Annotated in this window: 10 protein-coding genes and 1 other annotated feature; of the genes, 7 read left to right on the top strand and 3 right to left on the bottom strand. The window is 35.3% G+C overall.

Going from position 1 to position 14,418, the window contains the following annotated elements:
* Window positions 1–10 precede the first annotated feature (10 nt).
* Window positions 11–1,096, top strand: coding sequence for a M42 family metallopeptidase (locus tag NSQ89_RS14885; protein ID WP_047941902.1), 1,086 nt, complete (start codon window positions 11–13; stop codon window positions 1,094–1,096).
* A gap of 91 nt (window positions 1,097–1,187) precedes the next feature.
* On the opposite strand, the gene NSQ89_RS14880 is transcribed toward NSQ89_RS14885, so the two are convergent.
* Window positions 1,188–2,300: an AI-2E family transporter gene (locus NSQ89_RS14880; protein ID WP_047941903.1), complete on the bottom strand. Its 1,113-nt coding sequence runs from the start codon at window positions 2,298–2,300 to the stop codon at window positions 1,188–1,190.
* A 278-nt stretch (window positions 2,301–2,578) separates the two neighbouring features.
* The gene (locus tag NSQ89_RS14875; protein ID WP_095258056.1) at window positions 2,579–3,739 is read right to left on the bottom strand and encodes an ROK family protein; all 1,161 of its coding nucleotides are present in this window, start codon (window positions 3,737–3,739) and stop codon (window positions 2,579–2,581) included.
* A 275-nt stretch (window positions 3,740–4,014) separates the two neighbouring features.
* Between NSQ89_RS14875 and xylA the strand changes: the two genes are divergently transcribed.
* Window positions 4,015–5,322, top strand: coding sequence for a xylose isomerase (gene xylA, locus NSQ89_RS14870; protein ID WP_047941906.1), 1,308 nt, complete (start codon window positions 4,015–4,017; stop codon window positions 5,320–5,322).
* 182 nt (window positions 5,323–5,504) lie between these two features.
* Window positions 5,505–7,004 carry a xylulokinase gene (gene xylB, locus NSQ89_RS14865; RefSeq protein ID WP_341132847.1) on the top strand — a complete coding sequence of 500 codons (1,500 nt, stop codon included), beginning with the start codon at window positions 5,505–5,507 and terminating at the stop codon, window positions 7,002–7,004.
* Between the two features lie 226 nt (window positions 7,005–7,230).
* On the opposite strand, the gene sspI is transcribed toward xylB, so the two are convergent.
* Window positions 7,231–7,437 carry a small acid-soluble spore protein SspI gene (gene sspI, locus NSQ89_RS14860; RefSeq protein ID WP_047941909.1) on the bottom strand — a complete coding sequence of 69 codons (207 nt, stop codon included), beginning with the start codon at window positions 7,435–7,437 and terminating at the stop codon, window positions 7,231–7,233.
* Between the two features lie 191 nt (window positions 7,438–7,628).
* Between sspI and NSQ89_RS14855 the strand changes: the two genes are divergently transcribed.
* The 4 genes from NSQ89_RS14855 (at window position 7,629) to NSQ89_RS14840 (ending at window position 14,212) form a co-directional block, all read left to right on the top strand.
* The gene (locus NSQ89_RS14855; protein ID WP_095258057.1) at window positions 7,629–8,375 is read left to right on the top strand and encodes a TrmH family RNA methyltransferase; all 747 of its coding nucleotides are present in this window, start codon (window positions 7,629–7,631) and stop codon (window positions 8,373–8,375) included.
* Window positions 8,376–8,455: 80 nt separating this feature from the next.
* Window positions 8,456–8,707 (top strand) — a binding site (T-box leader).
* A 65-nt stretch (window positions 8,708–8,772) separates the two neighbouring features.
* Window positions 8,773–9,813: a phenylalanine--tRNA ligase subunit alpha gene (gene pheS, locus NSQ89_RS14850; RefSeq protein WP_061798697.1), complete on the top strand. Its 1,041-nt coding sequence runs from the start codon at window positions 8,773–8,775 to the stop codon at window positions 9,811–9,813.
* 16 nt (window positions 9,814–9,829) lie between these two features.
* Window positions 9,830–12,244, top strand: coding sequence for a phenylalanine--tRNA ligase subunit beta (pheT, locus tag NSQ89_RS14845; RefSeq protein WP_047941913.1), 2,415 nt, complete (start codon window positions 9,830–9,832; stop codon window positions 12,242–12,244).
* Window positions 12,245–12,931: 687 nt separating this feature from the next.
* Window positions 12,932–14,212, top strand: coding sequence for an ABC transporter substrate-binding protein (locus tag NSQ89_RS14840; protein WP_095258095.1), 1,281 nt, complete (start codon window positions 12,932–12,934; stop codon window positions 14,210–14,212).
* Window positions 14,213–14,418 lie beyond the last annotated feature (206 nt).

Genomic DNA, 14,418 nt, shown 5'->3' with positions numbered 1-14,418 from the left:
AGTCGAAATAATGGCGAAATTAGATGAAACATTAACAATGCTTAAAGACCTTACTGATGCAAAAGGGATTCCAGGAAATGAAAAAGAACCCAGAGAGGTCATGAAAAAGTACATAGCAGAATATGCAGACGAGGTAACAACAGATAATTTAGGAAGCTTAATTGCTAAGAAAGTTGGCCAAGCAAATGGACCGAAAATAATGGTTGCAGGTCATCTTGATGAAATTGGTTTTATGATAACCCGTATTGATGATAAAGGTTTTCTCTATTTTCAAACAGTAGGCGGCTGGTGGTCACAAGTAATGTTAGCCCAACGAGTAACAATTGTGACAAGCAAAGGAGAGATCACTGGTATTACAGGATCAAAACCACCTCATGTAATAAGTCCAGAAGCAAGAAAGAAACCAATCGACCTAAAAGATATCTTTATTGATATTGGCGCATCTTCTAAAGAGGAAGCAATGGAGTGGGGCGTAAAACCGGGCGATATGGTCGTTCCATATTTTGAGTTTACGGTTATGAATAATGAAAAAATGCTGCTTGCAAAAGCATGGGATAATCGTATTGGCTGTGCTATTGCGATAGATGTATTAAAGAATTTAAAAGACAGCAATCACCCTAATATAGTCTATGGTGTGGGCACAGTTCAGGAAGAGGTTGGCCTTCGTGGAGCGAAAACAGCTGCAAACTTTATTGAGCCGGACATTGGTTTTGGCGTAGATGTTGGTATTGCTGGTGATACACCAGGAGTAACAGAAAAAGAAGCATTAAGTAAAATGGGCAAAGGTCCTCAGATTATTTTATATGATGCTTCCATGGTGTCTCATAAAGGACTACGTGACTTAGTTACAGATACTGCTGATGAGTTAAATATTCCTTATCAATTTGACAGTGTGCCAGCAGGTGGAACAGACTCAGGCTCCATTCATTTAACGCATAAGGGAGTGCCGGCTTTATCTATCACGATTGCAACTCGCTATATTCATTCACACGCTGCAATGCTGCACCGTGATGATTATGAAAATGCTGTTAAGTTAATCGTTGAGGTAATTAAAAAATTAGATCGTGAAACAGTAAATTCATTAACATTTGCATAATTAAAAGGGAATTTGATTTTTTAATCAAATTCCCTTTTTTAAGAAGCTTTATCAACGAGTCATATATCTTATCCTAATAACCACATGATTTTTATTCTAGTGGAGGTATCTTAGTATTCAAGATCGCTGCCTTCCTTGCTTTGAGCAGACGGTTAATATTGATTACAATCGTTTTAACAGCAGCGTAAGTTGGTACTGCAAGAATCATTCCTAAAATACCTGCTAAATTTCCGGCTACTAATAACAGAATAATAATGGTTGCTGGATGTGTATCCAATCTTTTTCCAAGAATTAAAGGAGATAGAATATTTCCTTCAATCTGTTGAGCAATGGTAATGACGATAATAACTAGTAAGGCTTGTGTTGGTGATGTGAAAATAGCGATAATAACAGCAGGCGCACCACCGATTAATGGTCCAACATATGGAATCATGTTTGTTACAGCCACAAGTAAAGCCATTACAAGCGCATAATCAAGACCGATTATTAAATAACCAATCAAAGCCAAGGTTCCTACAAATAGAGCTACAATAACTTGTCCTTGTATGTAGGCAGCAATTGTTTCGCTTGTATCTTTGATAATATGTAATCCTTCTTTACGATAAGACGCAGGGAAAAATTTAGAGAGTGCCTCCGGAAATTTGCTGCCATCTTTTAAACAATAGAAAAGTAAAAATGGAACTGTAACAATTGTAATGGTGATATTAGTCATAGTACTAATGATTTTACCGATTCCATTTGTTATATTGCTTGGAATTGTTTGTGCATAGGCCTTTAGGTTTTCTGTTATATCTTCAATTTTTACATATTCTTGATTCATAATCCATTTGTACTGTTTTGTATCATTTAAGTATTGGAAATATTGCACTGCTTCATCAGCATATTTAGGTATATTTTTAAATAACTCACTAAATTCTTTGCTGATCATAGGTACGATACTGCCAATAACCAAAATCAAAATTCCGATAACACCAACATATAGAATAATAATGGCAAGTGTCTTTGGAATTTTATTTTTTTGCAAAAACTTAACGATTGGATTAAGTAAAAAGTATAAGAAACCAGTAATGATAATGGGAACAAAAAGAGTTGAAAATAACACTGCCACTGGTTTAAATAAAAATGAAATTTTTGTGCATAGATAAACAATCGCAACAATGATAAGAACTTGTAATAACCAATAATGAAACTTCTTTTTTGTCAAAATTTTTCACCTTTTTCATATTTTGTATAGCAAGTATAGCATATTCGCTCTATTTCTTGTAATGATAGTTATGCATTATATAAAACGATTATAGCACCCTATAAATCCATCATGATATTAACGAAATAGCTGGGAAAAAAGTTTCAAAAAAATATAAAAAAATAATGGTATTTTGGGAAGGATATAGGTAGAAACAAAAAGAAATGATACAATCCACTCCAATTTGTTGAAAGGAGCAAAGGATTGTATCATCCTTTAACTTAAGCAAAAAAGCCGTGTTACTCTACATTGATAATTTTTAAATGGGAAATATTTAAGAAATTACGAATGTTTAAAGCGGTAGCGCCGAATAAAGATGCCTTAGAACCAAGACGTGAATTTTCAATGACAATATCTTTATTAAAAGAACTTTCTAGGTTATCACGAATGAATGAAAGTATATCAGGGACTCTTCGAATGACAGAACTATTCATGTATATAATCTTTGGAGCAAAAGAAGTCATTATATTATTTAACCCTTTTGAAAGATTATAGCAATGTTGCTGAATCAGTTCTTGTACTGCTAAATCATTAGCATAGTAATGCTCAGCTAATAAATCTGGCGTAACATCGGATAATTGTTTTAACTCTTTAAACTGCTCAAGAAGAACCTTATCGGAACAATATTGCTCTAAGCAGCCTTTATTTCCACAAGGGCAAGTTCTGCCATCTGGATAAAGAATAGAATGACCAACTTCACCAGCTCTTCCGTCTAAACCTGTAAACAATTGCCCATCAATAATAATTCCAGCACCAATACCACTATGGATACTTAAACTAATTAAGTTATTAAATTCTGTTGAAAAAGTAGACTCTCCAATGGCAGTTAAATTAGCTTCGTTTTCAATATGAATAGGATACTGATACAGTTTCGTTAACTCTTCATAAAGTTCTATTTTCTCTAAATCATAATAAGGAGTAAATAAAATATTATTTTTATTAACAATACCATGTATAGCAATCCCAATCCCAACGATACCATAGGTTGTCAGATTACTTATTTTTTCATATTTTTCAATAATATCAGAAATATGGGAAAGAACATTTTCTTTCTTAATAAACGTACCCCTTTCTTTATTATAAAAAACCACCTCTCCATCTAAATAAGTAACCATTGTAGAAATAAAGTCATAGCCAAGCTCTATGGCAATCGAAAGACCAGCTTTCTTATTTAGTTGTAAAAGAATTGGCTTTCTTCCCCCAGAGTGACTACTTTCGCCAATTCCGATTTCTTCTATTATTTTCTCTTCAAGTAACTTCTTTGTTATATCAGAAACAGTTGCTTTATTTAACCCAATATTAGCCGAAAGGGTTGCCCGAGAGATAGGGGCATGCTGAACAATTTGCTCCATAACAAGAGAAGCATTTTGTTCTCTAATTACATATTTGTCTGTGACCATTATTTTCCTCCAAACAGTTTATCACCTAGTAACGATGTATGTATTGTTAGGTTACCATACTAATTATAATTCTTCTATCAAATTTGTTAATAAATTAACAAATTTGATATTGTAAGCGCTTGACAAAAAACGAAGTTAGATTTATGATGAATTCAGTTAGTATATCGAACTAACAAATAGAAAGTAAATTAAATAGATTTGTAGAAAATAGTTGAGAAAAGAAAAAGTAAGTTAAAGATGATCATGATTTTTATAACAAATAGGAGGGAATTAGAATGGAATTTTTTCCAATGATTAAAAAAGTAAAATATGAAGGACCAAAAACAGAGAATATTTATGCATACCGTCATTATAATCCAGAAGAAGTTGTATTAGGAAAAACGATGAAAGAACATTTGCGTTTCAGTATGGCATGGTGGCATACATTAACGCAGGATGGTTCTGATCCATTTGGTGCTGCTACAAATGTTCGTAACTGGTTTGGCGAAACACCAATGGAAACAGCAAAAAATCGTGTAGAAGCTGGATTTGAATTAATGGAAAAAATGGGTTTTGAATTCTTCTGCTTTCATGATGTGGATATTGCTCCAGAGGGCGATACGCTTCAAGAGTTCTTCGATAATTTAGATGTAATCACAGATTTAATTAAAGAAAAAATGGATCAAACAGGGATTAAATTACTGTGGAATACAGCTAATATGTTTACAAACCCTCGCTTTGTACACGGGGCTGCTTCTTCATCCAATGCAGAAGTTTTTGCGTATGCTGCAGCACAGGTGAAAAAAGGCTTAGAAATCAGTAAGAAGCTTGGCGGCAAAAACTATGTATTCTGGGGTGGACGTGAAGGATATGAGTCTTTATTAAACACAGATTTACAATTAGAACAAGATAATATGGCTCGCTTCTTCCATATGGCAGTTGATTATGCCAAAGAATTAAACCATGAAGTTCAGTTTTTAATTGAACCAAAACCAATGGAGCCATCCAAACACCAATACGATTTTGACGCTGCTACGGCAATGGCCTTCTTGCAAAAATACAATCTTGATAAACACTTTAAACTAAACCTAGAAGCAAACCATGCTACATTAGCAGGACATACTTTTGAACATGAAATGGCCGTTGCGAGAAGCTACAATGCACTTGGATCCTTAGATGCGAACCAAGGAGATGTAATGCTTGGATGGGATACAGATGAGTTCCCAACTAATATCTATGATACAACTCTGGCAATGTATCAAGTACTTGAAAATGGAGGAATTGCTCCAGGGGGTATTAACTTTGATGCGAAAGTTCGCCGTTCTTCATTCTCTATGGAAGATTTAGTGCTTGCACATATTGCTGGTATGGATACATTTGCACGCGGACTTAAATCAGCTGCAAAACTAAAAGAAGATGGTTTCTTCGATAAAGAAATTGAACGCAGATATAAGAGCTATACAACTGGAATTGGTAAATCTATTGTAGACGGAAAAGAAAATCTGAAAACATTAACTGAATATGCATTACAGCATGATCAAATTGAAAATGAGCCAAATCATCTAGAATTCTTAAAATCTCGTTTGAATGATTATTTAGTATAATACAAATAGAAAAACAAGTAGAATAACATCAATAAAAGGGGTGTCTCAAATAGAAGGAGTTGGCATCACAAGTTTATTAGTAGTAGCTCATTGAAAAAATCTACTAGAAATACTTGTGAAGGTCGAAATTTCTATGAATGAGACATCCCTTTGCATTGGTCTTCAGGAGGGAGCGTTTATAAATGTCATATGTAATAGGGATTGATTTAGGAACAAGTTCCTTAAAGGGATTGTTAGTGGATAAAGAAGGGAAGGTTCTTATCACAAAGAGCTCTGAGTATGAGCTTTTAACACCACAGCCGAAGTATAGTGAGCAAAATCCAAATGTTTGGATAGAAGCATTAGACATTGTGCTAAAAGAAATTATTGAAGCATTTCCAGAAGCAGCATCCAAAACAGAAGGAATTAGTTTTTCTGGACAAATGCATAGCTTAGTTTTATTAGATGCAAATGGAACTCCCCTCAGAAATGCTATCTTATGGAATGATGTAAGAACAAGTAAGCAATGTCAGGAGATAATGGATAAGGCAGGACAAGAAGTTATTAGCATCACAAAGAACAAAGCACTAGAAGGATTTACCTTGCCTAAGCTGTTATGGGTAAAAGAAAATGAACCGACTATATGGGAACAAGCAAAGCACTTTCTATTGCCTAAAGATTTTTTAGGATTTTATTTAACCGGTAATAAGCAAATGGAGTATTCAGATGCTGCTGGAACATTAATGCTGAATGTAGAAGAAAAGATGTGGAGTGAATCAATTGCTGAATTATTTGATCTTCCTTTAGGTATTTTTCCTAAGCTTGTTGAGTCCTCTGACAAAATAGGCATAATGAAAGAAGAGCTTGCAAAAAAGTATGGCTTTACAAATGATATTGCTGTATTTTCTGGGGGAGCAGATAATGCCTGTGCAGCAGTTGGCGCAGGCATTGTTAAAGAAGGTATGGGATTAGCTAGTATCGGAACATCAGGTGTATTTCTTTCCTATGAACAAGATGGTAAAGAAGATTATGCAGGGAAAGTTCATTATTTCAATCATGCAATAAAAAACAGTTTTTATTCCATGGGGGTAACATTATCTGCTGGTTATAGTTTAAATTGGTTTAAAAATACGTTTGCAGCAGAGAAAAGTTATGATGAATTACTTGGAAATATTGATAATATTCCAATCGGTTCAGATGGATTAGTGTTTACTCCTTATATAATGGGAGAAAGAACACCCTATACAGATAGCCAAACAAGAGGCAGTTTTATTGGCATGGATGCAAGGCATACACTAGATAACTTTGCACGCGCTGTTGTTGAAGGTATTACTTTTTCATTGAATGATAGTAAGATTTTGATGGAGGAAAATGCGAATAAGCAGTTTGCACGCATTGTTTCCGTAGGCGGAGGAGCAAAAAACAGCAAGTGGCTACAAATTCAAGCAGATATTTTTAATACGCCAGTTGTTAATTTAACAGTGGAACAAGGACCAGGTTTAGGTGCGGCGATGGTTGCTGCAGTTGGATTAGGGTGGTTTGCAACGATAAATGAGTGTGTAGAAAAGTTCGTTCAATATAAAGAAGAATTTCAGCCTATTCCAGAAAATGTGAAAAAATACGAACAAGTATATAATATTTATAAAGAAGTTTATGCAGCGACGAAAGAAACTTCGCATAGACTACAAGCGTTAATGGAATAGTTTTTTGTTAAAAGGCTAAGCTGACATTTCTAAAAGAAAAATCTTTATTAGGAAAAAACACGTAGCCTCCTCCTATGGGAGGCTCAGTGCTCGCCAGATGAAAGTGAAGTGTATTCAGTCTAACCTTCTATTCTAATGAAAAAAAACCCGAATAATTATGAGTGAAAATCCTATTATATTGGCATTTCCCAATAATCGTTCGGGTTTATAATTGGAATAGTTGTTTTTACTTTAGTCCATTTTCTAATGTCTGCAGCATTTCTACTTTATCTTCTTCAGAAGAATTTTTCCAAATTACTTCGAATAAAACGCCTAAACCAGGCAGCATTTTTTCTTCTCCGTTTTGGATAGCATCCACGATTGTATCTTTTAATTCATCTTGAGAATTGCCAGAAACATTATGGATTATTGCATTACGTAAATTTAAATTCATAATAAGCACCCTTCTTTCTCATTGTTACCTATCCATATCCATATCCATTCACCTTATTGAATAATATGGAATAGAGTTTTTGTAAAACATATCTATTTTTAGCATTTCACTAATGGCGTTTATTATGTATTTTATTTACGCTATAATAAAAGCAATAGAGAATAATTGGTGATTGTGAAGGAGAATAGCAAGTGAAACACATACTTTCGGTAAAAAATCCACAAATTAAAGAATGGAAAAAACGATTAACAAAAAAGGAAAGAGATAAGACGGAAACGTTTTTGGTGGAAGGCTTTCATCTTGTGGAAGAAGCATTCAAAGCAAATTCTATTATTGATTTAATCGTTTCAGAGGAGATAGATGTACCTGCTTGGGATTATGGAGATACTCCGATAACGATCGTTACAAAAGAGATTATTAAAGAACTTTCAGATACAGAAACACCCCAAGGTATTCTGGCCTTATGTAAGCAGCAAAGCCATTCAGAAACTTTGTCTACTGCTCAAACCTTTATTGCGATTGATCAAGTTCAAGATCCCGGTAATTTGGGAACGATTATCCGAACAGCTGATGCAGCAGGGATCGATGCAGTCATTATCGGAGAAGGAACGGTTGATATATATAATCCAAAGGTAGTTCGATCAGGCCAAGGAAGTCATTTTCACTTGCCAATTATAAAAACAAATTTAGCATCGTTTATGGATGAATTAAAAGAAAGGAATATTCCCATTTATGGGACTGCCCTTGAAAATGGCAGGGATTATCGGGAGATAGAAAAAACAGCCTCATTTTGTTTAATTGTTGGAAATGAAGGCAATGGTGTAAGGAAAGAAGTATTAAGTAAGACTGATACAAACTTATATATACCAATTTACGGGAAAAGTGAATCATTAAATGTGGCAGTGGCAGCAGGTATTTTAATGTATTATTTTAAATAATGTGTTAGTTACAACCAAAAGCAAAAAAGGCATTTGAAAACTAATTAGATATATATTATAATTAAAATCAAATTACATGAATAAAGACATTGATGGAGAAAAGTAATTGATGATTTTTAATTAAGGGAGAAAATGCCGCAGACTGTAAGCATTTTTATTAAAAACATGAATGAAGTTCACCTCCTGAGTCGGCATCGGGACCATTTTTCTTGTTTTAGAAAGATGTAAAGATGTACCGGTATAGACTACCGTTATCCAAATGAAGTGAACTTGTTTTTATAATACATACAAGTTAATTAGGGTGGTACCGCGACAATAACCTCGTCCCTTTTTGGGGATGGGGTTTTTTTATGCCAATTTTCATGCGAGAACAAACCATATATAAGGAGGAAATGTAATGGAAGATAAATTAAAAGAATTGCAAGCTGAAGCACTAACACGCATTGAAAGCAGTAACGATATGAAAGAATTAAATGAAATTCGTATCGCATATTTAGGAAAAAAAGGCCCAATTACAGAAGTATTAAAAGGAATGGGCAAACTATCTGCTGAAGAAAGACCAAAGATGGGGGCGTTAGTCAACGTTGTTCGTGACGAAATTACTAGCCGCATTGAGGCTAAACAAAAGGCGTTAGAAGAAGCGCTCGTTCAAGAAAAAATTGCTTCTGAAACAATTGATATAACTCTACCTGGTCGTCCTGTTTCTACAGGTAATCACCATCCTCTAACAAGAGTCGTAGAAGAAATTGAAGATTTATTTATTGGAATGGGCTATACCATTGAAGAGGGTCCAGAAGTGGAAAATGATTACTATAATTTCGAAGCATTGAATCTGCCTAAGGATCACCCAGCAAGGGATATGCAAGATTCATTCTATATTACAGAAGAAACGTTACTTCGAACGCAAACATCACCAATGCAAGCAAGAACATTAGAGAAACATAAAGGGAAAGGACCAGTGAAGATTATTTGTCCTGGTAAAGTATATCGTCGTGATAATGATGACGCGACACACTCCCATCAATTTATGCAGATTGAAGGACTTGTGGTTGATGAAAACATTCGTATGAGTGATTTAATTGGTACGCTTGAAGTTTTTGCAAAGAAAATGTTTGGAGAAGATAGAGAAATCCGTTTACGTCCAAGCTTTTTCCCATTCACAGAGCCTTCTGTTGAAGTGGACATTTCTTGTTTTATCTGTAAAGGTGCTGGCTGCAGTGTGTGTAAAAAAACAGGCTGGATTGAAATTTTAGGAGCTGGAATGGTTCATCCAAATGTATTGGAAATGTCCGGTTTTGACTCTAAGAAATATTCTGGGTTTGCCTTTGGAATGGGGCCAGAGCGAATTGCGATGTTGAAATATGGAATTGATGATATTCGTCATTTCTATACAAATGATGTACGTTTCTTAAAACAATTTTCAGTACCGGAATATTAAGGGTGGAGGAGAAAAAATGTTAGTATCCTATAATTGGTTAAATGAATATGTAGATTTAAATGGCATAAGTCCTAATGAATTAGCAGAAAAAATTACAAAGAGTGGTATCGAGGTAGAAGGCGTCGAGGTTCTTGATGAAGGAATTAAAAATGTAGTAATCGGTTATGTTGTCGAGCGTGAACAACATCCGAATGCAGACAAATTAAATAAATGTTTAGTCGATGTTGGCGAGGGAGACCCAATCCAAATTATCTGTGGCGCTCCTAATGTAGATAAAGGCCAAAAGGTAGCTGTAGCAAAGGTTGGCGCAGTTCTTCCAGGTAACTTCAAAATTAAAAAAGCGAAGCTGCGTGGGGAAGAATCAAACGGGATGATTTGTTCCCTGCAAGAGCTTGGTATCGAAGGGAAAATTGTCGCAAAAGACTATGCACAAGGCATTTTTGTTTTTCCAAGTGATGTAGAGGTCGGAAAAAATGCATTAGAATATTTGCAACGAAATGATGCCGTACTAGAACTGGGGTTAACTCCAAACCGTGCTGATTGCTTAAGCATGCTTGGAGTAGCGTATGAAGTAGCTGCCATTTTAGAAAAAGAAGTAAAATTACCTAATACAGAATATCCAACAATTAACGAAAAAGCATCTGATTATATTAAAGTTTCAGTAGAAGAGAATGCAGATGTACCATTATATACAGCAAGAGTAATTAAGAATATCAAAATCTCTCCATCTCCATTATGGATGCAAGGAAAATTAATGGCTGCAGGAATCCGCCCACATAACAATGTGGTCGATATTACGAACTATATTTTACTAGAATATGGTCAACCGCTGCATGCCTTTGATTATGATAAAATTGGCTCAAAGGAAATTCTTGTAAGAAGAGCACAAAGTGGCGAAAAAATTACGACACTTGATGAAACGGATAGAACATTATCAGAAGATAATCTGCTTATTACGAACGGAAAAGAAGGAATAGCTGTTGCTGGTGTAATGGGTGGTGCGAATTCTGAAGTTCAAGCTGACACTACTACTGTTTTATTAGAATCTGCTTATTTTGACAGTAAAGTAATTCGCAGATCTTCTAAAGTAATTGGTTTAAGAAGTGAAGCAAGCGCAAGATATGAAAAAGGAATTGATCCAAATCGAGTACGTAAAGCTGCAGATAGAGCTTGTCAATTATTACAATTATATGCTGGCGGAGAAGTGCTTGAAGGGGAAGTCGCAGTTGATACACTCACTGCTGAGCCAAAAGTAGTTTCGATTACGCTCGGAAAAATCAATCAAACATTAGGAACAACATTAAAGACGGATGCAGTAACGGCTATTTTTGATAGTCTTCAATTTGCAACACAAATGGAAGGTGACACATTCACGGTAACTGTGCCAACAAGAAGAAATGATATTGTTATCGAGGCAGATTTAATCGAAGAGGTTGCCCGTCTTTATGGCTATGATAACCTGCCGAAAACATTGCCAATAGGTGCGGCTACACCAGGTTCTTTAACTGCTTATCAGAAAAAACGTCGTATGGCACGCAGATATTTAGAGTCAGCTGGATTATATCAAGCAATTACCTATTCATTAACAAATGAAGCGAAAGTGCATAGCTTTGCTTTAGAGAAAAGAAACCCAATCAAACTTGCAATGCCAATGAGTGAAGAACGTGCATTATTACGTCAAAGCATCGTGCCGCAGCTGTTAGAGGTGCTTAAATACAATGCAGCAAGACAAAATGAAAACATAGCTGTTTATGAAACAGGGGTTGTCTTCTTAGCGAATGGAGAACAGGAGCTTCCCGAGGAAAAAGAACATTTAGCTGGTGCAGTTACAGGCATTTGGAGTATGCATCCATGGCAAGGAGAGAAGAAAACTGTTGATTTCTTTGTTGTAAAAGGGGTATTAGAAGGGTTATTCCAAAAGTTAGGTGTTCATGAGCAAATTACATTTGCTAGAGCGGAATTGGATGGAATGCATCCAGGAAGAACAGCTGAAATCGTCCTTAATGGGGAGATCATTGGATTTGTCGGCCAAGTGCATCCGCAAATGCAAAATGATTTAGATTTAAAAGAAACGTATTGTTTCGAACTAGACCTAAGTAAGTTATTTGCTGTAGAAGTAGAAGCACTACATTATACGTCCATCCCTCGTTTCCCGTATGTAACAAGAGATATAGCACTTGTTGTAGAGAAGGACGTGTTAGCTGGTAGTCTTCAAGAAATTATTATTGAAGCTGGTGGAAAGTTACTAAAAGATGTTCAAGTGTTTGATTTATATGAGGGTGAAAAAATGGAAGCAGGCAAAAAATCGATTGCATTCTCCTTAACATATTTTGATCCAGAACAAACATTAACAGATGAAATGATTAGCAAGACTCATGATAAAGTACTTGCTGCAGTAGAAGAAAAAGCTGGTGCTTCGCTAAGAGGCTGAGGCGGATAAAAAACATCCCAGAGTTCAATTCTGGGATGTTTTTTAATTGAAGCTGGGACATAAGTATTTTCAACTAAATAACCCCGAACAATAATACGTACACATTAAAAAATATTCGATAATTGTTTAGGGATTTATATTTATTTTATTAAAGAAAATTTGGGTTATCACCCGCAAGACTAATAAACTTCGCTTTACAAGGGGCGAGCGCCCAACCTTCTCGGCGTATCGTGTGTCTGTAGTGTATGGGAACGAAATTGCTTCGACACTCAATTAGAGATCGTTCGTTTTTATCCATTTGTCCTAGTTTCTTTTGCGTTATTAAAATTTGTTACTTTATTTGCATTTTCGTAGCGGATGTAAGAGATAACAGTATATTATTGCGAAAACGGTTTCGAATAGTAATTCTTGTGAAGTCACTATTTATGGCGGGAATATTGAATAAATAAATTAAAACCACATATTTTTTTAAAAAAATTCTGTAAATTGGTTATTTTTATGTTGATTTTTGGAAGTAATGATATTATTATATGTTTTGTAAGCGATTTCTTTAATTGTTTACGAAACCGATTTCGTTGAAATTGAAATCTATCATTTTTGGGGGTGTTCATTTCTTTATAGAAATCTCATATTTGTGAAAAACTATTAAAATATTAAATAATTTGGGGGGTTATGATTTTGAAAAGAATGAAAAAGTTTGCTGCCTTAGGTTTATCGTCATTGCTTGCACTGTCTTTAGCTGCTTGTAGTGGGAATGATACATCAAGTAAAACGAGTGGTAAAGATGAAAAAATCACGTTGGATTTTTGGACATTTGGCTCGACTGGTTATGAGGATTTAGCAAAAGAATACGAGAAAGAAAACCCAAATATTAAAATTAAAGTAAAAGCATCTGAAACAGCTGATCATCATGATGCGCTTTTTACCGCATTATCTGCTGGTAGCGGTGCACCTGATATTACAATGTTAGAGATTGACCAATTTGACCGTTTTAAAGTGGCTCAAGATCGTTTCGAAAATTTATATGATCTTGGTGCGAAAGATGTGAAAGACCAGTACTTGGATTGGAAATGGAAGAGTGGGGAAAACCAGGACGGAGATTTCTTATTTGGTCTTCCTACAGATATTGGACCTAAAGGGTTGTACTACAGAACAGACGTATTTGAAAAAGCGGGACTTCCAACTGATCCACAGGAAGTAGCCAATCTGATTAATTCACCTGAAGCATTTGAAAAAGCTGGATTACAAGTTAAAGAGAAAACAAAATTGCCATTTGTTGATAGTATTGAAATGGCATATAGAGCTTATCTAGATTCTGCCGAAACAGCTTACTTGACTACTGATAATAAATTAAATTTAGGAGCAGACAGTGACGTGAAAAAAGCATATGACTATGCTATTCGCTTAAATGAACTTGGAATCATAGGTAAATATGATATGTGGACTCCAGAGTGGGCAAATGCCGTTAACAAAGGTGAATTTGCGGCAGAGTTAGGAGCAGGATGGTTGAAAGGATGGATGGAAGGAAATGCTCCTGATGCTGTAGGAAAATGGAGAGTTGCTACATTACCAACTGAGTTTGCTGCAAACTGGGGTGGTTCATACATTGCCGTACCATCTGAAACAAAACATTCCCAAGAAGCTTATGATTTTATTGAATGGCTTGTATCACCAGAAAATCAATTAAAATCATTCCAAAGCCATGGATTATTCCCATCTGCCCAATCTGTATATGATATGGAAGAATTTAAGACGAATGCAGATGAATTCTTTGGTGGTCAAGCAACAGCTCCAGTATTTGCAGAAGCTGCAAAGGACATTAGTGGCATAGGATATAAAGGTGAAAAATATGCTTCTATCCACAGCGAAGTATTGAATGCGCTTAAGAATGTCCAAAATAAAGGAGCAGATCCAGAAAAAGAATGGAAAGCTGCAGTGAAGCGCGCAGAAGATTTATTAAGCCGTTAATCTAATATTTGTTCTATAAAAAACAGGGTCACTAAAATCTACTTACTTTTAAATAATACGAAAAAATCGGTCGGCTTACACATACGAGCCTCTAGCGAGAAAAAGGTTTGTGGTAGGCCGGCGATTCTTCACATATTGGTTTTTTGTGAGGAAAAAGAATAGTGATTGATAGATAGGGAAGTTTGGACGTTTATATGTACCATGCT

The organism is Niallia sp. FSL R7-0648 (assembly GCF_038007005.1).
In the GTDB taxonomy this organism is placed as follows: Bacteria; Bacillota; Bacilli; order Bacillales; family Cytobacillaceae; genus Niallia; species Niallia circulans.
The sequence above is the reverse complement of the archived record's forward strand: the minus strand, read 5'-3'. Positions and strand labels throughout refer to the sequence as shown.

Coding starts and splice junctions, on each gene's coding strand:
- NSQ89_RS14885 (WP_047941902.1), top strand. CDS start 11: ATGGCGAAATTAGATGAAACATTAACAATGCTTAAAGACCTTACTGAT.
- NSQ89_RS14875 (WP_095258056.1), bottom strand. CDS start 3,739: ATGGTCACAGACAAATATGTAATTAGAGAACAAAATGCTTCTCTTGTT.
- xylA (WP_047941906.1), top strand. CDS start 4,015: ATGGAATTTTTTCCAATGATTAAAAAAGTAAAATATGAAGGACCAAAA.
- xylB (WP_341132847.1), top strand. CDS start 5,505: ATGTCATATGTAATAGGGATTGATTTAGGAACAAGTTCCTTAAAGGGA.
- sspI (WP_047941909.1), bottom strand. CDS start 7,437: ATGAATTTAAATTTACGTAATGCAATAATCCATAATGTTTCTGGCAAT.
- pheS (WP_061798697.1), top strand. CDS start 8,773: ATGGAAGATAAATTAAAAGAATTGCAAGCTGAAGCACTAACACGCATT.
- pheT (WP_047941913.1), top strand. CDS start 9,830: ATGTTAGTATCCTATAATTGGTTAAATGAATATGTAGATTTAAATGGC.
- NSQ89_RS14840 (WP_095258095.1), top strand. CDS start 12,932: ATGAAAAAGTTTGCTGCCTTAGGTTTATCGTCATTGCTTGCACTGTCT.